Raw genomic sequence first — 26,381 nt, forward strand, 5'->3', positions numbered from 1 at the left:
CGAATTTATCGGTATCGGTCCTACGACCGAGCAGCGCCGCGCGCAGACGCCCGGTCTCGACTTCTTCGGAACCAAGGGTACGGCGCGCCTCGTGCTCCTATCCACTGCAAACGGCTTCGGGTTTTAGTGCGTTCGAACCCAGCTAGACGAGTAGTGACGCTCGAACGGATCGTCAATGACGAGCGGACGAACGCCGTCATCAGTTGGCTACTACTGGGTATCGTCGCGCTCGGTGCTATCGAAAGTCTGCTTCGGAACGTCCTGATCTGGGGTGGATTCGTACTGGTCGTCGTGGCCGTGGCAGCGGTGCCGGCGGTGACGACCCGCGACTGGACCGCGATGGTTCCTTGGCCGCTGCTGTCGGTCGCAGCGCTCGCCGTCGGTGCTGGGCTGGTCGGCTTTCCGTTCGAAACGACGGCGTACCTCGTAATCGCGACGCTCGCACTTATCGTCGTCGTCGAACTAGAGACGTTCACGTCGGTGGAACTGAGTCGTCGGTTCACGGTCGCCTTTGCGGTCCTGACGACGATGGCGCTGCAGGCGCTCTGGACCGTCGCCCAGTTCTACTCGGACTCCTGGCTCGGGACAGACTTCCTGCACTCCCAGACCGAACTCCAGTGGGACTTCGTCATCGTCACCGTCGTCGGGCTCGTAATGGGCGGGCTCTTCCAGTGGTACTTCGAACGATTCGAGCCCGTCGGTGCAGTCAGTCGACAGACGAGCGGCACGGGGTCATCATGAGGCTCACTGAGGCGTTCGGACTATCGGATTCCCAGGAGCGGTTCCTCGTGCGAGCGCAGCAACTGCTCCTTCTCGGACTCGTCGGCTATGGTGTGATAACGGGATGGTTCAGCATCACCGTAACGGCGTGTCTCGCACTCGGCATCACGCTTCTGCCGGCAGTGTTGCGCCGGGAGTACGGATACACGATGGATGCCGGGCTCGTCCTCTGGATCACGCTCGCCGTCGTTCTCCACACCATCGGTTCGCTCGGCCTCTACGAGTTGTTCCAGTGGTACGACGAGATCACGCATACGGTCTCGGCGGTGGTGATCGCGGGGCTCGGATACGCCTCGTTCCGGGCGTTCGAACTCCACTCCGACGAGATCGACGTGCCGCCGAAGTTTCGATCGGTGTTCATCGTCGTTTTCGTCCTCGCGATCGGTGTCTTCTGGGAAGTCCTCGAGTTCGCCTTCGGCGGGCTGGTCACCGTCTACGGGATCGACGACATCGTGACGGACTTCGTGTTCAACGCCGTCGGTGCGGTGATCATGGCGGTCTGGGGGACGGGCTACGTGAGCGAACTCGTCGGCTTCTTCAGAAGCCGGCTCCGCTCTAATTCGGAGGGGTAGCTCACCTCTCAATGTTCCGTCGTCCCGTTCAGAGCGACGGCGCTACCGAACGGCTGCAACAGCCAGCACGAGTACTATCCACCGACGGAATGAGTAACCAATCGCCCGAGAGGGGCAGAGACCACTATGAGTGATCAGTCAACGTGGCAGTCACGACGCCGGTTCGTGAAGGCGGGAGCAGCCACATCGGTCGCACTGGGGCTCGGAGCGACCGCGAACGTGACGGCACAGGAGACATCGGCTGAGAGCGGCGATGGCGGTAGCGACGGACAGTTTCGAGCGGCGATCGCGACCGGCGAGACGTACTTTTCGGGCGCGGTCTTCCGGGTCGTCTCACCGCCGCTGCAGGACGCCCCCGTCGTGGACGACCCAGAGGCGCTGCGAAACCACGATGCCCGAGTCATCGAATATTTCAACACGAACGAAGAAGGGTATCTCTTCGTTCCGCAGGACGCCGCGATCGAGGAGGGCGAGGTGTACGTGTTCGACGACCGGTTATCGTCGCCGACCGAAGACGAGCTTTCGGTCGTGGATCTCGTTCGCGTCCAGTATCGTCCGCTCACCGACGAGGACCTCCCCTTCGAATACGATGAGGACGAGGACTTCGAAATTCTGGAGGATGGCGGCGGCGAAGCCGCCATCCGTCCGGACGACTTCTACTCGAGTGCGCTGTTCGAAATCACTTCGGGCGCGCAGGGCTGGCTCCCTCAGGACGTCGAGCAGAGCGGCCTGTTCACCGATTACAACACGGTCCATGCCAGATACCTCGGAACGAACCAGCGATTCCTCCTCTTCGCACAGGAGGGTGCACAAACGGACACGGGACAGCTCTACGTGATGCGCGACGAGTCCGAAATCTTCGATCCGGCGGGCAACCTCGTGGCCGCCGAGTTCAGTCCCGTCGATGAGGACAGTCTCACCTTCGACGACGAGTTCCTCCGGTAGCTCGAGCGGCCTCACCTCGAGTCAGCGGTGGTTCGGGTAGCGTGATCGCCCGCCGGGAATCGACGCTCGCCCGATCGGACGGCGGAGATGTCCACGAACGTGGATAGTTCCGGCCGGGGAAAGAGCAACGCTTACAGGTTCGTGCGTTCCGCTTTCGACCATGCGAGAGAACGTGCTGCTGATCGGGGGCGGCGGCCGCGAGCACGCCATCGCCCGCGCGCTCGAGGACAGCGAGGCAGACCTGTACGCCTGTGCCGGCAACCGAAATCCCGGCATCGCCCGGATTGCAGTCGGGTTCGAAACGCTCGAGTCGACCGATCCCGAGGCAGTCGTCGACTACGCCGAGGAGATCGACGCGACGATTGCTATCATCGGCCCGGAAGCGTACCTCGAGGCCGGCGTCGCGGACGAACTCGAGGCCGCGGGGATCTACCCCTTCGGTCCGAAAGAAGCGGAGGCCCGCATCGAGACGGACAAAGCGTTCCAGCGCCGGTTCATGGCGGAGCACGACATTCCGGGTTGTCCCGATTTCGAGACGTTCGACGACGTGGAGGCCGCCTGTGACTATATCGACGAGTACGACGGTGATCTGGCGATCAAACCCGCCGGGCTGACCGGCGGGAAGGGGGTCAAAGTCATCGGCGACCAGGTCACCGCCGAAGAGGGCAAGGAGTACATCCGCGAGTCCGACTACGACCGGATCGTCTTAGAGGAGCGACTGATCGGCGAGGAGATCACCATCCAAGCGTTCGTCGCCAACGGCGAGTTCCGCACCGCGCCCGCAGTGCAAGATCATAAGCGCGCGTTCGAGGGCGACGAGGGGCCGAACACGGGCGGCATGGGGAGCTATTCCGACGCGACGGACGAACTGCCGTTCATGACCGAAGACGACTACGACGAGGCGGCCTCGATCATCGAGGCCACCGTCGACGCCCTCGACGACTATCGCGGGATCCTCTACGGCCAGTTCATGCTGACCGAGACCGGTCCCCGCGTCGTCGAGTTCAACGCCCGCTTCGGCGACCCCGAGGCGATGAACACGCTGCCCGTCCTCGAGACCGACTTCCTCGACGTACTCACCGCGGCACGGAACGGCGAGGCCCCGCCCGAACTCGACTTTGCCGAGCAGGCGACGGTCTGCAAGTACGCCGTCCCCGACGGCTACCCGACCGATCCCGAGGCCGGTGCGAAGGTGCAGGTCGACGAGGAGAGCGCGGGCGACGCCCTGCTGTACTACGCCAGCGTGGACGAGCGCGACGACGGGATCTACACGACGACCTCCCGATCGTTCGCGCTGGTCGGCGTCGCCGACTCGATCAGCGAGGCCGAGGAGATCGCCGAAGACGCGCTCGCCGTCGCCGGCGAGGAGGGACTGCGCGTTCGCCACGACATCGGCAAAGCCGACCTCATCCAGCGCCGGATCGACCACATGACCGAGCTTCGCGGCGAGTGAACCGAGACGAAACGCTACTCCGTCCTGTCGTCACAGGGCCAGTGTGTCGGACATCCGCTGCGCTGACTGTCCGGCAACGTTGAATTTCACACCGCCGTCGAGCACCGTGGAACGAAGTATCTGGGGGTCCCACGAGAGGACGGAGACGATCGTCCGAGGTCGCTCCGATCTGAGTGGATCCCGATGGCAGTTATCGAACCGCTCGGGCACCACGAACTGCTTCTCGTCATCGTCCAGCTCACGCTGTTGCTCTTCGTCGCACGAGCGGTAGGCGAGGCGTTCAGTCGGATCGGCCAGCCGACGGTCGTCGGGGAACTGCTCGCGGGCGTTCTGCTCGGCCCTTCAGTGTTCGGCCTCGTCGCACCGGGCGTCTACGGATCGCTGTTTGCGGTCTCGGAGAGCCAGTTCCACCTGCTCGAGGTCATCTCGTGGCTCGGTCTCATCATGTTGTTGATCGTCACCGGTCTCGAGACGGATGTCGATCTCATCGTCAGCAAGGGACGAACTGCGGCCATCCTCTCGCTCGGCGGAATCATCGTCCCCTTTACGACCGGATTCGCGCTGGGCTGGGTGCTCCCGGTAACGTTCATCGCTTCGCCCGACCAGCGACTCGTATTCAGTCTCTTTATCGGGACGGCCATGAGCATCTCCGCGATCCCCGTTATCGCGAAGGTGCTCATCGAACTCGACGTCATCCGTCGCGACATCGGGCAACTGATCCTCGCCGCGGGGATGATCGACGATACGATCGGATGGATACTGTTGGCGATCGTCGCGGGACTCGCTCGAACCGGCGTCGTCGATATCGGATCGGTCGCGACGACTCTTTTCTCGGTGCTCGTCTTTCTCGGACTCTCGTTTACGATCGGTCGTCGGTTCGTCGCCGCACTCGTTCGCTGGGTCGGAACCGTCCTCGGCAGTGACGTCGCGTTGATATCCACGGTGATGGTGCTCGCGCTCGCGGCGGGCGCGGTCACTCAGTACGTGGGGCTCGAGGCGATCCTGGGAGCGTTCGTCGTCGGGGTACTGGTCGGGCAGGTCAAGCGCTTTTCCTACGAACTCCGGCACACCCTCGAAGTGATCACGCTCGGCGTCTTCGCGCCGCTGTTCTTCGCGATCGCTGGACTGCGAATGAACGTCGCCGCCCTGTTCGATACGACGGTATTCGCCGCGGGACTCGTCGTCTTCGGCGTGGCGTGTTTCGGGAAGTTCGCCGGGATCATGGGCGCGTCCCGGCTGGCCGGCCTCTCGAGGTGGGAGGGAATCACGATCGGTGGCGGCATGAACGCTCGCGGAGCGATGGAAATCATCGTCGCGACCGTCGGACTCGGCGCGGGCATCTTGACGACGGATATGTACAGCATCATCGTCGCGGTCGCCATCGCGACCTCGCTGATCGCACCGGCGATCATGCGGTGGTCGATCCCCAAAATCGAGATGAGCGAGGGAGAGCGCGAGCGCATCGAACGCGAGGAATTCCTCCGGAAGAGTTTCGTCAACAACCTCGGGAGGATCCTGTTGCCGACCCGGGGCGGGGCGGACAGCCGATACGCCGCCCGTCTCCTCGAGCCGCTCGTTCGCGATCGCGAGATCGATCTGGAGGTGATGTACGTGAACGACGCTTCCGACGACTCGGACGGAACCCACGGCGGACTTTTCCGGAGGCTCCGGAGTAGCCGCTTCGCACCGGGACGAGCGGAACGCGAATCCGAGCGGAGTGCCGCCGTTTCGCCCGCCGAGGCCGACCGGTTTTTCGAACCGATCGAACGCCGATTACGCGAACGGGATCAGCCCTCGAGAACGTTCGTTCGAACCGCTCGAGGTACCGTCGCCGACACGATTCTCGAGGAGCTGAACGCTGGCTACGATCTCGCCGTCCTCGGCGAATCGGCCGTCGGCGACCGTCCCGGCGAATCCCTGTTCAGCACGACGGTCGACCGCATCATTCAGGAGACGACGTGCCCGAAGATGGTCGTCAGTACACCGTTCGCTCCGGATTCGTCGCTCGATCGGGCGGACGAGCGCATCGACCGGATCCTCCTCCCGACGGTCGGCACGGTGTCCAATCGCCACGCCGCCGAGGTCGCGTTCACCATCGCCGCGGCGGAAAACGCGCTCGTCGAAATCGTTCACGTCGTCGACGAGCCCCACTTCGACGATCGGTTCGCAACGCGACCGGACCTCTCCGAGCACGTTCGGATCGGCGAACAGCTCGTCGATCGAGAGGCGGCGTTCGGCAGACGACTCGGCGCGACGGTGCTGACGAGAGTGTCGCTCTCGGAGACTCCCGAAGCGGAAATCGTCGATCTCGCCGACCGGACCGACGCCGACTTGATCGTTCTGGGGTCGAACATGCGTCCGATCTCCCGGCGAGCGTTTCTCGGTCACCGCGTCGAGTACGTCGTCCGGAACGCTCCGTGTCCGGTCGCGGTACTCAGTTCGCTCTGAGCGGGCCGCGACGCGTACGAGCCGGAGCAATACTGTAGCCCCGTTCGCGACCCGTTCGTTTCGGGTCTCGATCGATCCCGCGGCGATCCATCGGGCCGGCCGAGCGTTACGAACGGTCCGCCGCAACGCCCTCGATCGACTCGAAGAGCAATCGCGCTCCGAGATCGATCTCCCGCTCGGTCACGTCGAGCGGCGGCAGCAATCGTAGCGTCTTGTAACCACAGCCGAGGGTCAACAGCCCGCGTTCGAACGCGCCCTCGAGCACCGCGTCCCGGCGCGCCTTGGTATCGAATTCGACGGCGAGCATCAGCCCGCGGCCGCGAACGTCGATCGCGCCGGGTGCGTCGCCGTCGACGATGGCGTCCTCGAGTCGCGTCCGAAACTGTGCACCTCGCTCGCGAACGTTCGCCAGCAGGTCGTCCTCGTGGATGGTATCGATCGTGAGCACGCCCTGCATGGCGGCGACGAGATCGCCAGCGCCCCACGTCGAGGAGAGGCGGCTCTTTTCGGTGGGGAAGACATCCGATCGCGAGATCGTCGCGCCCACGCGCAGGCCCTTCCCGCTCGTGATGACGTCCGGCGTGAGATCGAGGTGATCGACGGCCCACAGTTCGCCCGTCCGTCCGAGTCCGGACTGGATCTCGTCGGCGACGATCCGGAGGCCGTACGCCTCGCGTAGCGCCTCGAGGTCGCGGGCGGACTCGGGGTGGGCGACTCGATAGCCACCCTCACCCTGAATCGGCTCGAGGATGAGGTAGGCGACCTCGTCGGGGTCGACCACGCCGCGCTCGGGGTGGAGCGCGTCGGCGACGACGTTGCCGCCGGGGCCGTCGGTCCGCCAGTGAGTTTCGTACGCCTCGTCGGTCGCGGGATACGGGACGCTGACGACGCCCGGAATTTCGGGGAAGCCGCTCCGGTGGACGGCCTTCGAGCGGTTGAGCGAGAGCGCGCCGAGCGTTCGGCCGTGGAACGCGCCGTCGAAGGTGAACGCGCGGTGGCCGCCCGCGGCGTAGCAGATCTTGATCGCGTTCTCGACGGCCTCGGCCCCGGAGTTCGAGAGGAAGACCCGGTCCATGTCGTAGTGGTCCGTCATCGCCACTAACCGATCCATCAGCTGCGTCGGCCCGGGAAAGTCGGGATCGTCGGGTCGGCCGCCGCCGCTGACGTAGAAGTCCTGACCCGCGATTTTGAGCGGATCGACGAGGTCGAACGCGCGGAGCTTCTCGCAAATCGTCGGATTGTTGTAGCCCAGCGGCGCGGCGGCGACGTGGCTCGTGAAATCGAGCAGGACGTTGCCGTCCACGTCGGTGCAGAACGGGCCGATGGCCTCGCCGCCCGCGTCCCAGACGAACTCGTACACGTACGTGCTCGGGGCGGCGAACCGATGGTGGTAGTCGACCCACTCACGGGCCCGGTCGCCGGGAATGGTCTCTACCTGCGGTTCGACCGTTGCTCGGTCCATACGATACCTACGACCGGCATCGGGTAAAGTTACTGACCGCTATACGACGATGTGCGAACCACTATACGACGACGAACGCCGACGCGAGCGCACCGCCAACCAGTAGGATCGTGCTGTAGATAGCGACTCGGTTCCGGAAGCCGTCGTTCGTCGACGTCGCAGCCAGCAGGGCCTTGACGACGATGCTCGAGACCGTCGCGAGCAAAATTGCGATCGTCGCCTCGGCGGCCCCCAGTTGCCCGCCGCGGTAGAGGACGACCGCCGAGGTGGTCGCGCCGGCACTCGAGACGAAACCGCTGGCGACCGCGGTCGCGTAGAAGCCCAGCGTGCCGAACCACGTCTCCGCCAGCGAGCCGAACACGAGGACAACGAGGAAGACGGCCCCGAATCCGAGCGCGTTTTTCAGTGAAAACGGGCTCTCGAGTTCCATCGGGCCAGACTCGCTCCAGTCGGCGGTGAGCGCGGCGACGGCGAACGCGAGGACGATGACGGCTCCGAGCGGAACGATCGCCTCGAGGAGGATCTCGGAGCCGCTCCCGGCGGTGAAGCCGACCGCGATCGCAAGGTTTCGCGCGGCCATCGCGGCGTTCGCGAGCAAGATGGCAGCGACGGCGTAGGAGGACGCCTCGGGTCGCTGATTGACGTGATCGAGCATCGTCCCGACGACCGCCGTCGAGGAGGCCAGCCCGCCGAAAAAGCCGGTGATCGCGATACCGCGACCGCCGTAGGTGGAGACGATCGCGTAGTTGGCGATCCCGATTCCCGCCACGGCGACGACCATCAGCCAGATGACCTGCGGCTCGAGCGGGATCGTTAGCCCGGCGAACTCGACGGTCGTCTCGGCGGGGAGTATCGGGTAGATGACGAACGCGAGGATGGCGAACTCGGTCGTCGAGCGCATCTCCTGGTGGGAGAGTCCCCACGCGAACTCGTGGAGCTCTCGCTTCAACACGAGCAACAGCGACGAGAGGACGGCGACGGTGACCCCCTCGAGGATGAAGCCGACGGTAACCAGCGCACCGACACCGTAGGCGACGAGCATCGAGACCGATGTCGTCAGCGAGAGCCCGGTGTCGTCCTCGCTCATGAGCCCCTGGACCGCGAGCAACACGCCCTGAACAATCACGAGCACGCCGCCGAGCACCAGGAGGCTTTCGCCGATGACACCCTCGGTTTCGACGACGAGAACGGTAAAGACGGCGGCGAGCAGGCTAATCAGCGAGAACGTTCTGATACCGGCGGACTTCTGGGACCACTCACGTTCGAGCCCGAGAAACATCCCCAGCGCGCCGGCCAGCGCGATCCGAACGACCGTCTCCTCGAGCGGCGCGTCGGCAACCTGCAGCGCGACCTCGTTCACTCCTGATCGTTCACCGTGATCGTATATAAGCGACCTGCCGACTGCGGGACGAATTGACCGGTGGAGCAGACGCCGAGAACCGATTGGGAGCGACGCTGCGACGGTGTCGTCGATCGGACGGACCGAGAATAGATTGGGACAACAATACGATACTGACGGCTGTCAGTTATACTACCGGACGTTTCGGACGGCGATCACGGTAGCGAGCGAACGGGGCGACTGCGATACAGCTCGACGTACTGCTACAGCTCGACGTACTGTGTCTCCCACTCGCGGCGGGCTTCGAGTTCGCGGCGACCGCGGCGGGTGAGCGTGTAGAAGTTCGTTCGACGGTCTCGGCGGCCCTTTTCGACGAGTCCCTTGTCGACGAGGGTGTCGAGGTTGGGATAGAGCCGACCGTGATGGATCTCCTTCTCGTAGTACTGTTCGAGCTCCTCTTTGATCGCCAGTCCGTGAGGTTCGTCCTCGCCAGCGATGACGTAGAGCAAGTCACGCTGAAATCCTGTCAGGTCGTACATTGGGAAAGTACCAATCGTACTTACTGTCGAATTTTAATAAGGCTATCGGGTTGTTACGAGCGAAAGCAGGCTATTACCAGCGAGACGCGTCGTTTCGTGCGGGAGATATCCATAACGCCCGTGACGAATCATCCGACGAATCTCCCATAATGCGGAGGTCATGTTTACAGTACGTGCATTTCGTTTCGGTACAATTATATTGAAAGTACGCATCAGTATTGGGTCCCAATACACTCGAGCAGAAACGAAGCGTTGCCACTCTGTGGTACGATAGTCGAAACAGGAAAGCAGATCGCGTGACGGAAAAATGTCACGCGATCGCTTGCCGCCCTGAATTGGTCCCCGCTGACGCTTCGGCCCTCCAAGCGAAGCGTCACGTAGAAGATTTTGTTGTGTGTACTTAAATGTAACGACAACGCTTGACATCATCCCCGAACTGAAGGGCGGAGCTCTCTCCTCGATTATTCGTAATCGCGGTCAGCTCTCCCGGCTTCCATGTCTTTAGATGTGTTCTTCCTCGAGTACCCAACCCAGTGCCCGTTTGTAGTAGGTGAACATCTGTTCGACACCGTCGTGGCGCATCTCGTCGCTCTCGAGGTGCTCTTTGATGAACTCGTACTGCTCTCGGACTTCTTCTTCGTCGCGCATACCCGCTACTATCGGCCGGCGAGACAAAAAACCGCCACACGTCGCCCGGTGGCATCTCGAGCGGCTCGAGGCGTTCCACAGCAGGTGTAGCCGGTCGACCGCACTGTTTCGTCACGAAATCGAGCGTTCCGTCGCGAAACGGGTATGAATGGGTCGCGGCCAGTGGTGACCGTTGCTCGGTGTGCCGTCGGCCAGCATCCGTGGTCGCTCGAACGCGTTTCAGTCATCGTCGGCAGCCGAGACGAGCGACCGTGCGATCGATACGCGAACCGCATCGACCGACGGTATCACTGACACAAAAGAGGGGAATTTCGGCAGCGTTCGTTCGTGGCACCGGTCGACACGACGGGTCGCGACGGGACGGGACACGGCTCCGGCGACAGGGACCAGCGGAACCGTTTAGTTGCCGGTCCCGTTCGTCTCGTTGTCTCCGGTGTCGCTTTCGTTCCCGACTCCGGTTTCGGTCTCGTTGCCCGACTCGGATTCGTTGCCGGTCGTATCGCCCTCGCCGAACGTCAGCGTAACTTCCTCGTCGTCGCCGTCGATTTCGACGTCGTCTTCGGTCTCTTCACCCTCGCTTTCGGCGGTGACGGTGTACTCGCCGTTCTCGAGTTCCTCGAATTCGACTTCGCCGTTCTCGTCGGTCTCGTCTTCCATCGGGAAGCTCTGACCGATGTCCGTCGCGCCACCGTCGGTCGTGGTTTCGTTCTCCGATTCGTTTTCGGATTCGTTACCGATTCCGCTATCGGACTCGTTCTCGGATTCGTTACCGACTTCGCTGTCGGATTCGTTGTCCGATTCGTTGCCGGTGCCGCCCTCGCCGCCGTCGGTCATCCCGGCTTGCTCGAGGGCGACGGTCGCGCCTTCGACCGGTCCCTGGTCGTTTTCGACGGTCACGGTCAGCGCGTACGTTTCGTCGTCGCCGGTTTCGTCCCCGGATTCGTTCTCGGATCCGTCTTCCGGGTCGTCCTCCGATTCGTTTCCGCCGGGACCGCTGTCGGCACAGCCGGCAAGTGCGATCGCACTCGCTGTTCCTGCCGCGGTCACGAACGATCGTCGGTTTAGTCTGTTGCGAGACATATATCTGGATAGAACGTTCCGGCTGGTTCCAATGTGGCCTGCTCCTGCAGCCCGTTAATACCCCATTGAGAGGCGCTCTATTGCCGATTACAGTCATCGCTATCGGACCGTCACGTGCGAACAACATCCGACCGAGACGGCTCTCAGCGTCGAGATCGTCCGATCGGCCGGCCGATTTCGACGTCCAACAGCGAATTATGGTTCGAAACTGATAATTCAAGCGACCGTCGTCACTGTCTCGTATTCTCCGAGTTCGATCTCCGTCGGCTCGAGGCGGAGGACCGAGGCCTCGGTCGACGCGGTGATGTCGTCGCCGGTTCGGGTTCGGTGGCCCTTTTTGTGCGCCGGTCGTAACGACACCCATGAAAATCCGGGGCGAGCGCGAGTGCACGGAGTGTGAGACTCGCTGGTCGTACTACGAGACGGGCAGCGTGGGCTGTCCTGCCTGCGGGAGCCTGCGCAGCGTCGGGGTCGACGAACGCACCGAACACACCGACATGCAGGTGGCGTTCGATCTCACACCCGTTCGGAACGCGATCGACGAGATCGGAACCGACGACCTCGCCGAACGGGCCCGCGATCGCTGTCGCGAGTACGTCCGCCGCCGCGGGTTCGTCAACGCCGGCACCCTTCGGGAGCTCGGCGATACCTATCTCGCCGCGATCGAACTGCTCCACGTCGCCGACATCGTCGCGCGCGAGATTCGCCTCGAGGACCGCGAGGAGCTGTACTTCCTCTCGCTGCTCCGAGACGCCGATCAGGGCGAGCGCCCGCCCGCCGAGGAGATCCCGCGATCGCTGCGAGCGGCCCGCGGGCTCGCGTACGCGAACGCCGTCCGGGAGTATCGCCGCGACGTCCGGACCTGGACCGACGACCGGGAGCTGACCGCGAGCGAACGAAGCGCGCTCGAGACCCTCGGCGAACACGTCACGCGCATCCGGATGCTCGACGGCGACGTCGATCCGCGGACCGCCGAACGACTCGTCGCGGCGACGCGCGACCTGGCGAACGGGCTCCGCGGCGACGAGTTCGCGCTCTCGCAGGCCCAGGAGCGACTGGACGGCCTCGAGTTCGGTTCGATCGACTGATCGGCGGGGAGCGAGCGATCCAGTCGACGACCGGTGAAATCAGAGACGACGAACTGACTGCAGGACGGCGGGGAGCTCCAGAAAATTACGGAAGGTCGACGGCGACGGCTTCCTGCAGGCTCGCGGCTTTGACCGTGTTGTAGAGCAACATCGCGCGGGTCATCGGACCGACGCCGCCGGGGACGGGCGTGATCGCGCTCGCCTTCTCCTCGGCGCTCTCGAACTCGACGTCGCCGACGAGTTCGTACCCCTTCTCCGTATCCGCGTCGACGCGGTTGACGCCGACGTCGATGACGACCGTCCCGTCCTCGAGCATCGAGCCGTCGATGAGTTCGGGGACGCCCACCGCCGCGACGACGATGTCCGCGCTGCGCGTCTTCGCGGCGAGATTATCTGTTCGTGAGTGACAGACGGTCACCGTCGCATTGCCATCCTCGGCCTTCTGGATCAGCAGATTGGCGAGGGGCTTGCCGACGATATCCGAGCGGCCGACGATGGTGACGTCCTTGCCCTCGGGATCGATGTTGGCGGACTCGAGTAACTTCTGTACCCCGTGTGGTGTACAGGGCCGGAAGCGAGCGTCGCCGGCGACCAGTCGGCCGACGTTCTCCGGGTGAAAGCCGTCGACGTCTTTGATCGGGTCCACGCGCCGGATCACGTTGCGGTAGTCGACGTGGTCCGGGACGGGTGCCTGGACGATGTAGCCGTGGACGTCGTCGTTGTCGTTGAGATCCGCGATGGTGTCGAACAGTTCCTCGGGCGGCGCGTCGCCGTCGACGTCGACGTGGTGGCTCTCGATGCCGACCTCCTCGCAGTCGCGCTGTTTCATGTTCACGTACGTCTGGCTCGCGGGGTCGTCGCCCATCAGCACGGTCGCCAGCCCCGGCCGCGAACCCGCGTCCGCGAGGGTTTCGATCGCATCGGTCAGATCGTCCCGAATCTCGCTCGCGACGGCGTTGCCGTCGATAATCTCGGTCATTACTCGAGTGGGCGACCGCGAGGCCCATTAATCCCCGGATTCGTGCGCAGAATCGGTCCAGAGACGGAGGTAATACACACGTTCGTGGATATATTCGTCTCAGAACCGGTCGTCGAGGAACGCCCTGATCGCATCGTTGACCGGCTCCGGTTGCTCCAGATTCGAGGTGTGGCCCGCCTCCGGGATCAGTTCCATCTCGGCGTCGGGTAACTCCTCGAGCATCGGCTCGGCCTGTTCGGGCGCGATCGAGGGGTCCTCCTCGCCGTGGACGATCAGGACCGGCACGTCGATCTCCGAGAGGCGGTCAGTCACGTCCTCGCGGCCGAGCCACGAGTTAAGTTCGTAGTGGACCGCGCGGCTGGGATAGGTGGCCCAGCGGTCTACCCACGCCCCGACGAGTTCCGGGTTCCCCTCGCGGGTCGTTTCGCCGAACAATTCGGCGGCCGACCCCTCGGCTATCTCGCGGGGCATCGGCTCGAGCACGTCCTCGTAGGGCTCGACGAGAGCCCCGTACTCCGCCCGCTCCGCTTCGGGATGGGGCGTCGCCATCGTGTCGATCAGGACCAGTCCGTCGACCCGCTCCGGATACTCGAGGGCAAATCGCAGCCCCATGAACCCACCCATGGACATCCCGGCGATGACGGCGCTTTCCTCGCCGATTCCGTCGAGCAGCGCGTCGCAGTCGTCGGCCAGATCCCACAGGTCGTAGCCCGGCGCGTACCGATCCGTTCGCGCCCGCAGATCGTAGGCGACGGCCCGATACTCGTCTCGCAGGGCCTCGAGTTGGGGCGCGAACATCGTCCGATCCATCAGCGTTCCGTGCGCGAAGACGACGGGCTGGCCTTCGCCGACGTCGGTCGTCAGCGCGTCGGTTCTGGTCCGATAGATCTCCGTGGCCGTCTCGTCTTCCATGCGAGTCGGTAACGGGAACCGTTATGAAAAAGGTATGTCACGCGGAAGAGAGCGAACCGTCTCACCGAATGAGGGCGTCAGGGCCGGGCCAGTTGCTCGAGCATCGACACGCCCGCTAGCGGTTCGTCTCCGGTTCGGCCACGTCCCACTCGGTCGTGTCCCGCGCGTCGGTCACGACCAGCGCGTACTCGTCCACGACCCCCTGATACTCGGTCGTCTCGGCCGCGTCGATCAGGATCCGGGCCTGTCGATCGTGGATATCGCGGGCGAACGATAGCACGTCCGTATCCACGTCGACGGCCTTCGCCTCGAGTTCCGGTCCCAACCGCTCCGTCCAAACGTCCTCGGGCAACAGGCAGACGGCTCGCTCGTCGACCGATAGCGGCGGGACGCCGGCGACGTGGTCGCCCGTCCCGACGAGGTCGTGGGTCTCGACGGCCTCGAGGATCCCGATCACGTCGGCCTCGGAGACATCACCGCCGGCTTCGGCGAGAGCCGACTCGAGCACGTCCGAATCGATCGGCGCATCCATCGTCTCCGGACGGGGCGTCGGATCGCCGCGGCCCTCGCGTTCGATGACTTCCTCCGCGACGGGATCGCTGTCGTCGCCGACGTCCGGCAACGGTTCGGCGCGGTAGGCTTCCCCGTCGTCGAAGCGGATCGGAACCAATCCGATCGTCTCGCCGGCTGTGATGGCGTCGAACAACAGCGGTCGACCGGCGTCGTACACCTCGAGCGCGATTCCCAATCCCATAGGTGGCTCGGCGCGCACCAGCGGGTCCGGGACGGGTGCCACGATTTCGCCGTTTTCCTCGCGGAGCTCCCGCGGGTAGGGCGCGCTGGTGGTCGCCGCGTCCTCGATCCCGCTGAAGACGAGCATCGGTTGGTCTCCGTGCTGGTCGACGTCCCACCCGATCTGATCGCCGCTCGAGGCACCCATGTACTCGGCTACCGGTGTCACCTCGACCGCCAACTGAGAGGCCGCCGTCTCGTCGGTCTCTCGGAGCTCGAGCAACCGGTCGTCGTCCAGGATGGTTCCGGTCGGACGCGTGGACATTGGCGGCGGTACGGCCAGACGGATGAAAAAGCGCGTGCCGGCGAGTGACAGGGCCTGCGTGAGCACGAACGAGCGGGGACCACCGGCGTCGCCAGCGATTATTCAGAGACTGAAAACTAATCGAACGGAGCCGAGATCCACAGCGGTGGTCTGGACGACGCTACCGCGCTATTCGTACAGCGGATTCTCGTCGCACAGCGTCGCAACGTCCGCGCGAACGTCCTCGATAACGGCCCCGTCCTCGGGGGCGTCGACGACGCGAGCGATCAGGTCGCCGACGTGCCGACAGTCGTCCTCGTCGAAGCCGCGCGTGGTCAGCGCCGGCGTGCCGGCGCGGATCCCGCTCGGGTTGAACGGCGAGCGGGTCTCGCCGGGCACCGTGTTCCCGTTGAGGACGATGCCGGCCTCCTCGAGCGCTTCTTCGGCGTCGCCGCCGGTCGTCTCGGGGTGGCTGTCGCGCAGGTCGACGAGCACGAGGTGGTTGTCGGTGCCCTCCGAGACCAGCGAGAGGCCGTTCTCGGAGAGGCTCTCGCCGAGCGCTTTCGCGTTCGCGACCGTCTGGGAGGCGTAGTCCTCGAATTCGGGCTCGAGAGCTTCCTTGAAACCGACGGCCTTGCCGGCCACGTTGTGCATGAGGGGACCGCCCTGCCCGCCGGGGAAGACTGCGGCGTCGATGTCGTCGGCGTACTCCGCGTCGCACATGACGATGCCGCCGCGACCCGAGCGGATGGTCTTGTGGGTCGAGCCGGTGACGAAGTCGGCGATGCCGACCGGCGATGGGTGAACGCCCGCTGCGACGAGGCCGGTGATGTGGGCGATATCCGCGAGGTGGAGCGCGTCGATGTCGTCGGCGGCGTCCTGAATGCGCTCCCACTCGATCTCGCGGGGGTACGCGGAGTAGCCCGAGACGATGATGTCGGGGTCGAACTCGGCGGCGTGGTCGGCGAGGTCGTCGTAGTCGATGTAGCCCGTTTCGGGGTCGACCTCGTACTGCTCGACCTCGTAGAGCTGGCCCGTGAAGTTCGCCGGGTGGCCGTGGCTGAGGTGGCCGCCGTGGTTGAGATCCAGCGAGAGGATCTTGTCGCCGGGCTCGAGCATCGCGAAGTAGACGGCCTGGTTGGCCTGGGTGCCCGAGTGGGGCTGGACGTTGACGTGTTCCGCGCCGAACAGCTCCGTCGCGCGGTCGATTGCCAGCTCCTCGACCTCGTCGGCGAACTCGCAGCCGCCGTAGTAGCGCTCGCCAGGATACCCCTCGGCGTACTTGTTCGTCAGGGCGCTTCCCTGCGCGTCGATGACCGCCTCGCTGGCGTGGTTCTCGCTGGCGATCATCTGTAACGTCTCTCGTTGACGGTCTACCTCGCCCTCGAGCGCGTCGGCGACGGCGGGGTCGACGTCCCGAACCTGGTCGTGGTCCATGTTCGAAGTGCGGTCTGGCGGCTGTATAAGTGTACCCTTCCCCGGCAAATCGAGCCACTACCGGCGGTCCGCGACGCGACGAATTCGAACGGTTATTAGCAATAGTTTGGTACTCGGTGACACCCCGATACAACTAACTTACCGGAGTGACATTCAGCCAACCGAATGATCGAGTGGGCGGTAAACGGCGACATCCTCCACGCCACCGACGCCGACAACGCGGAGCTGACGGTCAACGGATCCGACCTCACCGTCGCTCCCTCCGATATCGATATTCCGCGCCCGGTCGACGAGACGGTCGTCGTGACGACTGACGAACTTCGGTTCCCGCATGCGGTAGTGTATGCGTTCTCACTCGGCCTCGACGAACAGTACGAGCTCGACCCCGCCGGCGAGCCGCTCACGTTGTCGCCCGGCGAGTACGTCGTCGACATCGATACGGAGATCAAAGCGTACCTGCGTTTTTCCGGTGCGGTACGGATCGAGAGGACCGACGACTACGAGGAGATCGTCGTCTCCTTTCCGAACCGAACCCGCGTTATTCTCGGCCTCCGCTGTCGTCACGAGTTTCCCGCGGGGACGATCACCGTCCCCGACTCCCCGTCGGCCGTCGCCGACGCGATCACGCACATGGCCGCCTCGCAGAAGACGGACAATCCAGACCGTTCGTACCCGACGCTTCGGGGCCACCCGTCCCTGATCGAACGCGGCGATACCCTCGAAATCTCCGACTGCATCCGGTCTGACACGCCTGATCACGGGATCGAACTGGTCGTCCCGCCCGACTACGAGTCGCTGTTCGTCACCGCCCCGCTGGCGTACTACCTCCAGGCGACGGTCCGCACGACCGATGACGCGCTCGGTCGCCGAACCGGTTCGGGCACCGTCCGACCGCGTCTCCGACTCGTCGACCGCGCGATCGAAACGGAGCTCTCGCCGATGCCCGACCTCGAGCGCGACGTCGAGCGGCTGCTCCGGAAGACGTTCTTTCTCGACTGTCTCGTCCGCAACGCTGGTCCCTACGCGACGAGCCTTTCGGAACTCAGCCTGCTCGAGGCCCTCGAGATCGACGCCGAGACGCTGTACGAGGCGTCCCCACAGGACCGGCTGGCGACCTACCTCGACGTGCCCTACGCGGCGATCAAGCATCGGCTCCCGGAATGGCACCTCTCGACGTACGTCGCGCCCGAGTACGCCAGCGTCGAAACGATCCCGTTCCTACTCGATCGACTGAGCATGATCTACACCCCCCGGACCTCCGAACTCGAGGGGAGAGAGCTGGTCGAACGCTCGCTCGAGGATTTTTATCGGGGCGACGATCCGGACCGCGAGCGGACGAAGCGCCGCTCCGGATCCGATGCGACCAGAGCCAGCGCCGGGCGGGTTGCGTCGGTGGACATCGTCAAACCCGACCTCCGGAGCGGTCGAACCCACGGCTGGCTCGCCGACGGCGTTCCGATCGACGTCTTCAAATCCGCGCCAGCGGCCTACCACAACCGCCTCGAGTTCCTCGAACGGGAGAGCGATTCCACCTCCATCTGCGTCGTCCTCAACGATCCGGAGATGGCCGGCGAGCACGACCATGTCGCCGAGATCTATCGACAGCGCTCCGAGGAGCTGACGATGGACATCACCGTCGAGGAATCCCTCGAGACGGCCGCGCTCGCCCGTCTCCTCGAAGACGATCACGACTTCGTCCACTACATCGGCCACTGCGAAACCGGCGGGCTCTGCTGTCCGGACGGGACGCTCGCGGCCTCGAGCCTCGATCGCTGTCGCGCGCAGACGTTTTTTCTCAACGCCTGTGGCTCCTTCTACGAGGGGCGAGCACTGATCGAGAAGGGCAGCGTCGCCGGCGCGGTCACGGTCACCAAGGTCCTGAACGACCACGCCGTCAAGGTCGGCTCGACGTTCGCCAAACTGCTGGTCCACGGCTTCAGCATCGAACGGGCGATGGGACTCGCACGCCGTCGTATCATGATGGGCAAGGACTACGCCGTCGTCGGCGACGGCACGCACTCGCTCACGCAGGGAGAACACGAGCCACCGACAACCGTGACGCTCGAAGAACTCCCGGACGAGGGCGACGAGGAGTATCTGCTGGGCGTCGACTGTTACTCGACGCGAGCGACCGGGTCGTACTACTACCCGCACACCGAGACCAACGAGTACGCCTATCTCTGCGGGAACGAATCGACGTTCAGGCTGACCGCGTCGGAGCTCGTAACGATGCTCAAAGAGACCGAAGCGTCCGTGATATACGACGGGGACATCTACTGGTCGAAAGAGCTGTGGCCCCGGTTCGATCAGTGAGCGATCCTACGGCCCGCCGTACGTACTGACACGTTTCGCCCGCATCGTGACGTTCTGCGACGATCCATCGGTTTGCAGTCCGGTTCGTTCCCAGTCGACTACCTTGCGTACGATCGACCGCGGTCGGCTGTCTCGAACACCCATACGATATCGTAATAACAGGTTCGCGGTATATAATTATTGTTAGTATTCATATGTGTTCGTCCCCGCCAGTATTATCACCTCGCTGATCTGTACACCGCCGACCGAGCCTCCCTCCCCGTAAGTGTCACCGGTATTCCATCGGCGAACTAACGAGTTATGGGACAAAAATTACCGGTTCATGGCGAAGACGAGAAGTTCTGCTGTGCGAACGGCCACCAAAATTAAGTGCTACGGTCTCGATTACTTCTGTATAGGCATGACTTCGAATTTACTCAACCACCAGATTGACGATATCCTCAAGTCGGTTCTCGAGGAGGCGAGCGGTGATGTGTATATGGTCAACCCGTCGCGTGAAGCGATCGAAGAGTTCGTTTCCGTCGCAACGACGTTCGACGGCGACCTGCCGTCGGTACACATGCTCGCCGACGAACGGACGCTGAAAGAGATCATGGACGACTTTATCGTCGCCTCGAACGCGGCCGACCTCATCAGCAACGGCGCGCTCTCGCTGCGGACGCTCGAGCAGGCTCCCGAGAACTCGCTGCTGGTCACCGACGACCGCGTCGTCGCCGTCGTCCACGCCGGCGACCGCGTGGGCGGGCTCATCACCGACGACGAGAGCTTCGTCACCGACACCTACGACACATACGCGGCCCGCTGGGAGGACGCGTCCGACTTCAACCTCCGGACGCCCCCGATCACGGACGTTCGCGAAACCCTCGCCGACGAGATCAGTCCGGAAGCCGAGGCCGACTTCGCGTCGATCCTCGACTCGCTCGAGACTGCCCGCGGCGACGGCGACGGCCTCGACGAGGTCACCATCTCGCTGCTCGTCGCGGCCAAGAACGAGGCGCTGCTCTACGACATCAGCAAGTGGGGCGAGGACGTCGGGATCGCCTCCAAGGCGACGTTCTCCCGGACGAAGACCAAGCTCGAGGACATGGGCCTGATCGACACCGAGAAGGTCCCGATCGACGTCGGCCGGCCGCGCCTGCGCCTCAAGATCGGCGACGAGCGACTCAGCGAGGCCGACAACGGCCAGCTCGCTACCGTGGCGCAGTCCATACTCAATTAACGAAGTTTTGCTCTGCGGGCGCGGCAAAGCCGCGCCCTCGGCAAAAATTCGATTAAAAGCACTCACTCCGACCTTTTTCCGCTCGGGTTCACTTCGTTCACCACTCGCGCAAAAATCTCGACCAAAAAGCCGCTCGCTCCCTTCGGTCGCTCGCGGTCGTGTTGCTGAACCGCCTGCCCTTCCCCGGGTCGCGCGCCCTCACGTTCGTTCGGGCGCCCTCCCGGCCACGCGGGTCTGGAATTGATTCTCCGTTCGACCTCCATGGCGCAAACCCCAAGTCACCGCCGTGAGAGGATTCGAGTATGTACGAAGCCGTCTACGCTCACCCCGACGGGAAGAGCACGGTCGCCAGGTTCGCGAAAACGGCGGCCGACTACGGCTTCGAGGGCGTGGTCGTGCGCAACCACGCCGACGCTCGAGCGGCGTACGACCCCGAACGGATCCGCGAGGAGTACGGCATCGACGTGGTCGAGGGCGTCGAGATCCGCGCCGACGATCGACAACAGGCCAGCGGCTCGGTCGGAAATCACCGGACCACCGAAACCATCGTCGGGATCCACGGCGGAACGAACGCGCTGAACCGATTCGCCGTCGAACAGGCGAAGGTCGACGTGCTCGCGCATCCGATGGCCGGCAACGGGGACGTCAACCACGTGCTCGTGAAAGCCGCCGTCGAGAACGGCGTTCGCCTCGAGTTCGACCTCTCCGGCGTGCTCCGGGAGAGCGGCGGCCGCCGGGTCCGGATCATTCAGTCCCTGCGGAAGCTCCGGGAGATCGTCGATCACTACGACGCGCCTTACGTCGTCAGCGCCGACCCGACCTCCCACCTCGAGTTGCGGGCCCCCCGCGAACTGTACGCGCTCGGCGAGGAGATCGGGTTCGCGCGAGAGTTTATCGAGGACGGCCTCGCCGAGTGGGGGCGACTGGCCGAGCGGAATCGCCACATCGACTCCGAGTCGTTCATTGAGCCGGGGGTCGAACGAGGCAGGTATGAAGAGGACTCTTGAGGAGCACGCCGCCCGGTTCGACGACAAGGCCGGCGAGTACGACGACTCGAAATCCGACGAGTACCACGCCTGCGCGAATCTCGTCGTGGAACACGCCGCGCCCGCGTCCGACGACGTAGTCCTCGACCTCGGGACCGGGACGGGCGCAATCGCACTGGCGCTCGCCCCCGACGCCGACCGGGTCGTCGGTCGCGACATCAGCGAGGAGATGATGGCCGAAGCCGAGCGGAAAGCCGACGAGGAAGGTCTCACGAACCTCGAGTTCGATGCCGGGACCTTCCGACAGCCGAACTACGACGGTCCGGTCGACATAGTCACCTCGAACTTCGCCCTGCACCACCTCTCGGACGCCGAAAAGCGCGAGGCGATCGCGGTCATCGCCGACCTCGAGCCCCGCAAATTCGTCCTCGGGGACGTGATGTTCTTCGGCGAGTCGGATCCGGACGACCCCTTCTACTCGCCCGAGGTCGACGATCCGGCGACCGTCGGGATGCTCGCGGACACCTTCACGGACGCCGGCTTCTCGCTGACGGCGGTCGAGCGCGTCCACGAGCAGGTCGGCGTCCTGGTCGCCGAACGGAGTCCGACCGCGGTCGACGCGACGCCCGAGGAGTAACATGAAACACGTTCCAAAATAACATGAAACACCTTCCCAAACACCTTCGCCCGCGCTGGCGGTATCTCGCCGTCGAACTCGAGACGTGGCCGAACGAGCGGATCGGCCGCCGATCGCTCCAGCGGGAACTGTGGTACGCGGGCCAGAACCTGCTGGGCGATCCGGGCAGTGCCGACGCCGATCTGACCGTCGTCAGGTTCGAATTCGCCGACGGAACGGGGGACGCGATCGTCAAAGTCCGCCGCGGAGAGACCGAGCCCGCCCGGGCGGCACTCGCCTGTATCGACGGAATCGATGGCGCTCCCGTCGGGATTCGAGTCCGCGGTATCAGTGGCACGATCCGGGCCGCTGAAGAAAACTATTTAGGACGCGACGGGCAAGAATCCGAAGAGAGAAACGTCGTGTTCGGGAACGAGGAGCGAGTCGCCGTCCTGCGGAACGGCAGTGGGGACGTCCGACTCGATGAGGCGTTCGTGGGCGCGACAGACCTCGATTACGATTTAGTGTGATACTATGCAGGGACAACAACAACAGCAGGCGTACGACCGCGGCATCACGATCTTCTCGCCCGACGGCCGACTCTACCAGGTCGAATACGCTCGCGAGGCGGTCAAGCGAGGCACAGCCAGTATCGGCGTCCGGACGAACGACGGCGTCGTACTCGCCGTCGACAAACGAGTCCCCTCCCCGCTGCTCGAGGACTCGAGCGTCGAGAAGATCCACAAGGCCGACGACCACGTCGGCATCGCCAGCGCGGGCCACGTCGCCGACGCCCGCCAGCTGATCGACTTCGCCCGCCGCCAGACGCAGGTCAACCAGCTGCGCTACGGCGAGCCAATCGGCGTCGAGACGCTGACCAAGGAAGTCACCGACCACATCCAGCAGTACACGCAGGTCGGCGGCGCCCGACCGTTCGGCGTCGCGCTGATCGTCGGCGGCATCCAGAACGGCGAACCGCGCCTGTTCGAGACCGATCCGTCGGGGACGCCCTACGAGTGGAAGGCCCTGGCCGTCGGCTCCGACCGCGGCGAACTCCAGACCTACCTCGAGGAAAACTACGATGAAGAGGCCGACCTCGACGGCGGTATCCGGCTCGCCCTCGACGCGCTCGCGTCGGTCAACGACGGCTCCCTGCTCCCCAACGAAGTGGGACTGGCGACCATCGACGTCGAAACCGAGTCCTTCGAACAGTTCGACCAGGACCGGATCGCGGACCACCTAGCGGAGAACGACCTCCTCGATACGGGCGAGGACGACGAGGACGAGCCCGACGACGAACCTGCCGAGTAATCGAGACGCCGGTTTCGGTTTTCGACTCCCGTTTTTCCGACTCACCGAGCTGAGTACGAGTCCCTCGCTCCGAATCGACGATTAGCTCCGTCTCAGCCGCGCTGAAACGGATCGAACTCGAGACGCCACGACGTGATTCGATCGAGAGCCCGGGATCAGTTCGGGAAACACTCTTTTAATTGGCGGCGGAACCCTCACTCATGATTTCGCTTGACGAGGCCGTGACGGCGCGACTCGAGTCACACGGGGCGCGCTTCGAAGTGCTAGTCGATCCGGACGCAGCGCTGGAGATCAAACGCGACGAGTTCGACGGCGAACTCGAGGACGTGATCGCCGCCGAGGACGTCTTCGAGGACGCCTCCCGCGGCGATCGGCCCGCCGAAAACGATCTCGAGAAAGTCTTCGAGACGACCGACCCCCTCGAGATCATCCCCGAAGTGATCAAGCGGGGCGAGATCCAGATCACGGCCGATCAGCGCCGCGAGATGCAAGAACAAAAGCGCAAGCAGCTGGTCGACACCATCACGCGCAACGCGGTCAACCCGCAGATGGACAACGCGCCCCATCCGCCCGAACGGATCGAGAACGCCCTCGAGGAGGCCGGCTTCACGGTCGATCCGATGGAGCCCGTCCAGGAGCAGGTCGACGACGCCCTGGACGCGCTGCGGCCGGTGATTCCGATCCGGTTCGAGGAGGTCACGGTCGCCGTACAGGTGCCGGCCGATCACGCCGGCAGCGCGCAGGCGAAGATCCGACAGTTCGGCGACCTCGAGCGCGAGGAGTGGCAAAACGACGGCTCGTGGATCGGCGTGTTGACGTTCCCGGCCGGACTGCAAAACGAGTTCTACGACACCGTCAACGAACATACCAGCGGCAACGCGGAGACGGAGATCGTTAAGGATAAGGACGATCTGAAGACGCGATAATCGGAAGACGCGATAGGGAGTCGAGCGGATTCGCAGTGACCGGAGTGCCGATTAGCCGCGCTGAAAGCCGATCAGGAAGCCACCGGTAAAGCCCGCACCGATCGACAGCGTCGAGAGGACCGACTGAAACCAGTGAACGTCCGCGCCCTGCGCGCGTTCTTGCGTTTTGAGGATGCCGGCCGAAAGCCGATTCCAGTCCACGACGACGATTCCCTGCGACTCGAGGTAGCGAAAGGCCATCAGCTGGACGCCGACGATGACCGCGAGCAGCTTCGCGATCTTTTTCGTGGCGAACCCGATGACGCCGCCGATAAGCGCGCCACCCCCGAACTCGAGGCCGAGTGTCGTTGGATCGAGATCGATCATTATCCGCTCCCTTTCGAGTCGGTTCCTATGACTGTTGTGGTCGATCGGATTCGGTCCGCATTCAGTCGGGTGGTTTTGCCGGCCGGTCACACTAAACCCGACAAACAGGTCATCTGCTGATGGTGTATTTCGACGACTGAGACGGACTGTCGGAAGACAGTTCCGGAGCAACCGCAGGACGGGTCACGATTGCGCCGGTACATCGGTACAGCAGACCGTCTGAGCGCGCCGTGGCTCGTCGTGGATTGACTATCACGGTAGGTGGCCCGCGCGGTGCGGCCGATCCGTCGGACCGACGAGCGACGCGACCGAATCGGGTGCACGCGTCGGGCACTGGATTCAAGACGGTTCGCCGCGTACGATTCGGTATGAGTCGCGACCGTCCAACAGAGGTGTTCGACCGGCATCGTTAGCGTTATCTCCTCACTTCGGCGATGGTCGCCCCGTCGGCGCGAGCGCCGCGTGCGAACAGCGATCCGTTGGATCGACGAGCGACGTAACTCGAGCGAGCACGACCGAACGCGCCCGGGGGACGCACACCGTTTCGCATGAATACGATCATCGTCAAACGCGTCGATTCAGGCACCGCAGACACGAGCGAGATCCGCGACCTGGCACGGGCGGCGGACTATTCCGTCGTCGGCGAACTCACGCAGTCCCGACGAGCCGACGCGGCCCTCCAGATCGGCGAAGGGAAAGCGGAGGAACTAGCCGAACTGGTCGCGGAGACCGACGCCACGACCGTCATTTTCGACAACCGGCTCGGCCCCTACCAGATGTACAACCTCGGGCAACTCCTGCCCGACGGCGTCGAGGTCGTCGACCGATTCACGCTGATCCTCGAGATCTTCGGTCAGCGCGCCCAGACCCGGAAGGCACAGCTCCAGGTCGAACTGGCGGAGCTCCGATACGAACTGCCCCGGGCGGAGGCGAAAACGAGCCTCGCCAAGCGCGAGGAACACCCCGGGTTCATGGGGCTGGGCGAGTACGACGAGAGCCGCGAGCGGGACATCAAGTCCCAGATCAGCCGGATCAACGACGAACTCGAGCGGATCGAGCAAACCGAACAGCAGCGCCGACAGCGCCGTCGCGACTCCGGGTTCGACCTGGTCGCGCTCGCGGGCTACACCAACGCGGGCAAGTCGACCCTGCTGCGCCAGCTCGCGACCGACCTCGAGGTCGAGGAGAACGAGGAGCTACACCCCGATCTTGACCCGACGGCCGAGTCCGAGGACAAACTGTTCACGACGCTGGGAACGACGACTCGGCGCGCGGCGATCGACCGTCGGGACGTGCTGGTGACCGACACCGTCGGGTTCATCAGCGATTTGCCCCACTGGCTGGTTGAGTCGTTCAAGTCGACGTTGGACTCGGTGTACCGGGCGGATCTGGTCTTGCTCGTCGTCGACGTGAGCGAGCCGATCGACGAGATCCACGAGAAGCTGGTCACTTCCCACGACACGCTCTACGAGCGCAACGAGGCCCCGATCGTGACCGTGCTGAACAAGATCGATCAGGTGACCGACGAGGAACTCGCGGAGAAGCGCGAAGCCCTCTCGTCGCTCGCGCCGAATCCAGCGACCGTCAGCGCCAAAGACGGGCTCAACGTCGAGAGCCTGCTCGAGCGGATCGACCGCGAACTGCCCGACTGGGTGGAAGAACGCCTCGTGTTACCGATGACCGAGGACACGATGAGCGTCGTCTCGTGGATCCACGACAACGCGAACGTCGACGACGTCACCTACGGTGACGAGGACGTCGTCGTCTCCTTCGAGGCCCGACAGGCGGTCATTTCACAGGCGCGCTCGCGCGCGAGCGAGCTGCGGACGGCCGCGGCGGAATCGGCGTCGTAGCTGCGCGACCCCGGTCCGAACCCGTTCGCTCCGTTCTGGTCCCGGCGGTGCGATGTCGACCGCTGTCACGACC

25 protein-coding genes are annotated in these 26,381 nt (G+C 64.2%); 14 read left to right on the forward strand and 11 right to left on the reverse strand.

The genetic code is table 11. From position 1 onward, the window contains the following. The first annotated feature begins 153 nt into the window (after positions 1–153). The 5 genes from LDH74_RS04540 to LDH74_RS04560 all read left to right on the forward strand — a co-directional run bounded on the left by LDH74_RS04540 (position 154) and on the right by LDH74_RS04560 (position 6,198). Complete coding sequence (locus LDH74_RS04540) at positions 154–741, forward strand: hypothetical protein (protein ID WP_226041345.1); 588 nt, start codon at positions 154–156, stop codon at positions 739–741. Next, positions 738–1,352 carry a hypothetical protein gene (locus LDH74_RS04545; protein ID WP_226041346.1) on the forward strand — a complete coding sequence of 205 codons (615 nt, stop codon included), beginning with the start codon at positions 738–740 and terminating at the stop codon, positions 1,350–1,352. Before LDH74_RS04540 ends, LDH74_RS04545 begins: the two co-directional genes overlap by 4 nt. A gap of 126 nt (positions 1,353–1,478) precedes the next feature. Next, positions 1,479–2,297 (forward strand): twin-arginine translocation signal domain-containing protein, encoded by an 819-nt coding sequence (locus LDH74_RS04550; RefSeq protein WP_226041347.1) that lies wholly within the window; start codon positions 1,479–1,481, stop codon positions 2,295–2,297. A 160-nt stretch (positions 2,298–2,457) separates the two neighbouring features. Beyond that, complete coding sequence (gene purD, locus LDH74_RS04555) at positions 2,458–3,750, forward strand: phosphoribosylamine--glycine ligase (protein WP_226041348.1); 1,293 nt, start codon at positions 2,458–2,460, stop codon at positions 3,748–3,750. A gap of 183 nt (positions 3,751–3,933) precedes the next feature. Further along, complete coding sequence (locus LDH74_RS04560; protein WP_226041349.1) at positions 3,934–6,198, forward strand: cation:proton antiporter; 2,265 nt, start codon at positions 3,934–3,936, stop codon at positions 6,196–6,198. 106 nt (positions 6,199–6,304) lie between these two features. Here LDH74_RS04560 and LDH74_RS04565 read toward each other — a convergent pair whose 3' ends face one another. From LDH74_RS04565 to LDH74_RS04590, 6 genes are all read right to left on the reverse strand, one after another. Next, complete coding sequence (locus tag LDH74_RS04565; RefSeq protein ID WP_226041350.1) at positions 6,305–7,660, reverse strand: aminotransferase class III-fold pyridoxal phosphate-dependent enzyme; 1,356 nt, start codon at positions 7,658–7,660, stop codon at positions 6,305–6,307. Between the two features lie 61 nt (positions 7,661–7,721). Beyond that, positions 7,722–9,020 (reverse strand): MgtC/SapB family protein, encoded by a 1,299-nt coding sequence (locus LDH74_RS04570; protein WP_226041351.1) that lies wholly within the window; start codon positions 9,018–9,020, stop codon positions 7,722–7,724. A 242-nt stretch (positions 9,021–9,262) separates the two neighbouring features. Continuing rightward, a complete protein-coding gene (locus LDH74_RS04575) occupies positions 9,263–9,538 on the reverse strand; it encodes a PadR family transcriptional regulator (protein WP_226041352.1) in 276 nt (91 codons plus the stop codon). A gap of 501 nt (positions 9,539–10,039) precedes the next feature. Next, entirely contained in the window at positions 10,040–10,186 is a 147-nt protein-coding gene (locus LDH74_RS04580) for a hypothetical protein (protein ID WP_176548075.1), read from the reverse strand. A 399-nt stretch (positions 10,187–10,585) separates the two neighbouring features. Next, the gene (locus LDH74_RS04585) at positions 10,586–11,266 is read right to left on the reverse strand and encodes a hypothetical protein (protein WP_226041353.1); all 681 of its coding nucleotides are present in this window, start codon (positions 11,264–11,266) and stop codon (positions 10,586–10,588) included. 216 nt (positions 11,267–11,482) lie between these two features. Beyond that, positions 11,483–11,626: a hypothetical protein gene (locus LDH74_RS04590; protein WP_226041354.1), complete on the reverse strand. Its 144-nt coding sequence runs from the start codon at positions 11,624–11,626 to the stop codon at positions 11,483–11,485. Positions 11,627–11,628: 2 nt separating this feature from the next. On the opposite strand from LDH74_RS04590, the gene LDH74_RS04595 reads away from it, so the two are divergent. Further along, positions 11,629–12,354 (forward strand): Zn-ribbon domain-containing protein, encoded by a 726-nt coding sequence (locus tag LDH74_RS04595; protein ID WP_226041355.1) that lies wholly within the window; start codon positions 11,629–11,631, stop codon positions 12,352–12,354. 85 nt (positions 12,355–12,439) lie between these two features. On the opposite strand, the gene LDH74_RS04600 is transcribed toward LDH74_RS04595, so the two are convergent. The 4 genes from LDH74_RS04600 to glyA form a co-directional block, all read right to left on the reverse strand. Beyond that, positions 12,440–13,333 carry a bifunctional methylenetetrahydrofolate dehydrogenase/methenyltetrahydrofolate cyclohydrolase gene (locus LDH74_RS04600; RefSeq protein ID WP_226041356.1) on the reverse strand — a complete coding sequence of 298 codons (894 nt, stop codon included), beginning with the start codon at positions 13,331–13,333 and terminating at the stop codon, positions 12,440–12,442. A gap of 99 nt (positions 13,334–13,432) precedes the next feature. After that, positions 13,433–14,245 (reverse strand): alpha/beta hydrolase, encoded by an 813-nt coding sequence (locus tag LDH74_RS04605; protein WP_226041357.1) that lies wholly within the window; start codon positions 14,243–14,245, stop codon positions 13,433–13,435. A gap of 115 nt (positions 14,246–14,360) precedes the next feature. Continuing rightward, positions 14,361–15,302 carry a hypothetical protein gene (locus LDH74_RS04610; protein WP_226041358.1) on the reverse strand — a complete coding sequence of 314 codons (942 nt, stop codon included), beginning with the start codon at positions 15,300–15,302 and terminating at the stop codon, positions 14,361–14,363. Between the two features lie 168 nt (positions 15,303–15,470). Next, entirely contained in the window at positions 15,471–16,718 is a 1,248-nt protein-coding gene (glyA, locus tag LDH74_RS04615) for a serine hydroxymethyltransferase (RefSeq protein ID WP_226041359.1), read from the reverse strand. Positions 16,719–16,883: 165 nt separating this feature from the next. Between glyA and LDH74_RS04620 the strand changes: the two genes are divergently transcribed. The 7 genes from LDH74_RS04620 (at position 16,884) to LDH74_RS04650 (ending at position 24,089) form a co-directional block, all read left to right on the forward strand. Continuing rightward, on the forward strand, positions 16,884–19,031 hold the full coding sequence (locus LDH74_RS04620) for a hypothetical protein (RefSeq protein ID WP_226041360.1): 2,148 nt from the start codon (positions 16,884–16,886) through the stop codon (positions 19,029–19,031). Positions 19,032–19,431: 400 nt separating this feature from the next. Next, positions 19,432–20,250 (forward strand): DUF5821 family protein, encoded by an 819-nt coding sequence (locus LDH74_RS04625; RefSeq protein WP_226041361.1) that lies wholly within the window; start codon positions 19,432–19,434, stop codon positions 20,248–20,250. A 302-nt stretch (positions 20,251–20,552) separates the two neighbouring features. Continuing rightward, positions 20,553–21,257, forward strand: coding sequence for an RNase P subunit p30 family protein (locus LDH74_RS04630; protein ID WP_226041362.1), 705 nt, complete (start codon positions 20,553–20,555; stop codon positions 21,255–21,257). Then, positions 21,241–21,873 carry a class I SAM-dependent methyltransferase gene (locus LDH74_RS04635; RefSeq protein WP_226041363.1) on the forward strand — a complete coding sequence of 211 codons (633 nt, stop codon included), beginning with the start codon at positions 21,241–21,243 and terminating at the stop codon, positions 21,871–21,873. Before LDH74_RS04630 ends, LDH74_RS04635 begins: the two co-directional genes overlap by 17 nt. Positions 21,874–21,896: 23 nt before the next feature. Next, on the forward strand, positions 21,897–22,382 hold the full coding sequence (locus LDH74_RS04640) for an Rpp14/Pop5 family protein (protein WP_226041364.1): 486 nt from the start codon (positions 21,897–21,899) through the stop codon (positions 22,380–22,382). Positions 22,383–22,386: 4 nt separating this feature from the next. Further along, positions 22,387–23,163 (forward strand): archaeal proteasome endopeptidase complex subunit alpha, encoded by a 777-nt coding sequence (gene psmA, locus LDH74_RS04645; RefSeq protein ID WP_226041365.1) that lies wholly within the window; start codon positions 22,387–22,389, stop codon positions 23,161–23,163. Between the two features lie 200 nt (positions 23,164–23,363). Then, the gene (locus tag LDH74_RS04650) at positions 23,364–24,089 is read left to right on the forward strand and encodes a ribosome assembly factor SBDS (RefSeq protein WP_226041366.1); all 726 of its coding nucleotides are present in this window, start codon (positions 23,364–23,366) and stop codon (positions 24,087–24,089) included. Positions 24,090–24,140: 51 nt separating this feature from the next. Here the strand turns inward: LDH74_RS04650 and LDH74_RS04655 are convergent, their stop codons facing one another. Next, a complete protein-coding gene (locus LDH74_RS04655; RefSeq protein WP_226041367.1) occupies positions 24,141–24,455 on the reverse strand; it encodes an FUN14 domain-containing protein in 315 nt (104 codons plus the stop codon). A 548-nt stretch (positions 24,456–25,003) separates the two neighbouring features. On the opposite strand from LDH74_RS04655, the gene hflX reads away from it, so the two are divergent. After that, positions 25,004–26,308, forward strand: coding sequence for a GTPase HflX (gene hflX, locus LDH74_RS04660; protein WP_226041368.1), 1,305 nt, complete (start codon positions 25,004–25,006; stop codon positions 26,306–26,308). Positions 26,309–26,381 lie beyond the last annotated feature (73 nt).

The organism is Natrinema sp. DC36, assembly GCF_020405225.1.
Classification (GTDB): Archaea; Halobacteriota; Halobacteria; order Halobacteriales; family Natrialbaceae; genus Natrinema.

Coding starts and splice junctions, on each gene's coding strand:
- LDH74_RS04545 (WP_226041346.1), top strand. CDS start 738: ATGAGGCTCACTGAGGCGTTCGGACTATCGGATTCCCAGGAGCGGTTC.
- LDH74_RS04550 (WP_226041347.1), top strand. CDS start 1,479: ATGAGTGATCAGTCAACGTGGCAGTCACGACGCCGGTTCGTGAAGGCG.
- purD (WP_226041348.1), top strand. CDS start 2,458: ATGCGAGAGAACGTGCTGCTGATCGGGGGCGGCGGCCGCGAGCACGCC.
- LDH74_RS04560 (WP_226041349.1), top strand. CDS start 3,934: ATGGCAGTTATCGAACCGCTCGGGCACCACGAACTGCTTCTCGTCATC.
- LDH74_RS04565 (WP_226041350.1), bottom strand. CDS start 7,660: ATGGACCGAGCAACGGTCGAACCGCAGGTAGAGACCATTCCCGGCGAC.
- LDH74_RS04575 (WP_226041352.1), bottom strand. CDS start 9,538: ATGTACGACCTGACAGGATTTCAGCGTGACTTGCTCTACGTCATCGCT.
- LDH74_RS04580 (WP_176548075.1), bottom strand. CDS start 10,186: ATGCGCGACGAAGAAGAAGTCCGAGAGCAGTACGAGTTCATCAAAGAG.
- LDH74_RS04585 (WP_226041353.1), bottom strand. CDS start 11,266: ATGTCTCGCAACAGACTAAACCGACGATCGTTCGTGACCGCGGCAGGA.
- LDH74_RS04595 (WP_226041355.1), top strand. CDS start 11,629: ATGAAAATCCGGGGCGAGCGCGAGTGCACGGAGTGTGAGACTCGCTGG.
- LDH74_RS04600 (WP_226041356.1), bottom strand. CDS start 13,333: ATGACCGAGATTATCGACGGCAACGCCGTCGCGAGCGAGATTCGGGAC.
- LDH74_RS04605 (WP_226041357.1), bottom strand. CDS start 14,245: ATGGAAGACGAGACGGCCACGGAGATCTATCGGACCAGAACCGACGCG.
- LDH74_RS04610 (WP_226041358.1), bottom strand. CDS start 15,302: ATGTCCACGCGTCCGACCGGAACCATCCTGGACGACGACCGGTTGCTC.
- glyA (WP_226041359.1), bottom strand. CDS start 16,718: ATGGACCACGACCAGGTTCGGGACGTCGACCCCGCCGTCGCCGACGCG.
- LDH74_RS04620 (WP_226041360.1), top strand. CDS start 16,884: ATGATCGAGTGGGCGGTAAACGGCGACATCCTCCACGCCACCGACGCC.
- LDH74_RS04625 (WP_226041361.1), top strand. CDS start 19,432: ATGACTTCGAATTTACTCAACCACCAGATTGACGATATCCTCAAGTCG.
- LDH74_RS04630 (WP_226041362.1), top strand. CDS start 20,553: ATGTACGAAGCCGTCTACGCTCACCCCGACGGGAAGAGCACGGTCGCC.
- LDH74_RS04635 (WP_226041363.1), top strand. CDS start 21,241: ATGAAGAGGACTCTTGAGGAGCACGCCGCCCGGTTCGACGACAAGGCC.
- LDH74_RS04640 (WP_226041364.1), top strand. CDS start 21,897: ATGAAACACCTTCCCAAACACCTTCGCCCGCGCTGGCGGTATCTCGCC.
- psmA (WP_226041365.1), top strand. CDS start 22,387: ATGCAGGGACAACAACAACAGCAGGCGTACGACCGCGGCATCACGATC.
- LDH74_RS04650 (WP_226041366.1), top strand. CDS start 23,364: ATGATTTCGCTTGACGAGGCCGTGACGGCGCGACTCGAGTCACACGGG.
- LDH74_RS04655 (WP_226041367.1), bottom strand. CDS start 24,455: ATGATCGATCTCGATCCAACGACACTCGGCCTCGAGTTCGGGGGTGGC.
- hflX (WP_226041368.1), top strand. CDS start 25,004: ATGAATACGATCATCGTCAAACGCGTCGATTCAGGCACCGCAGACACG.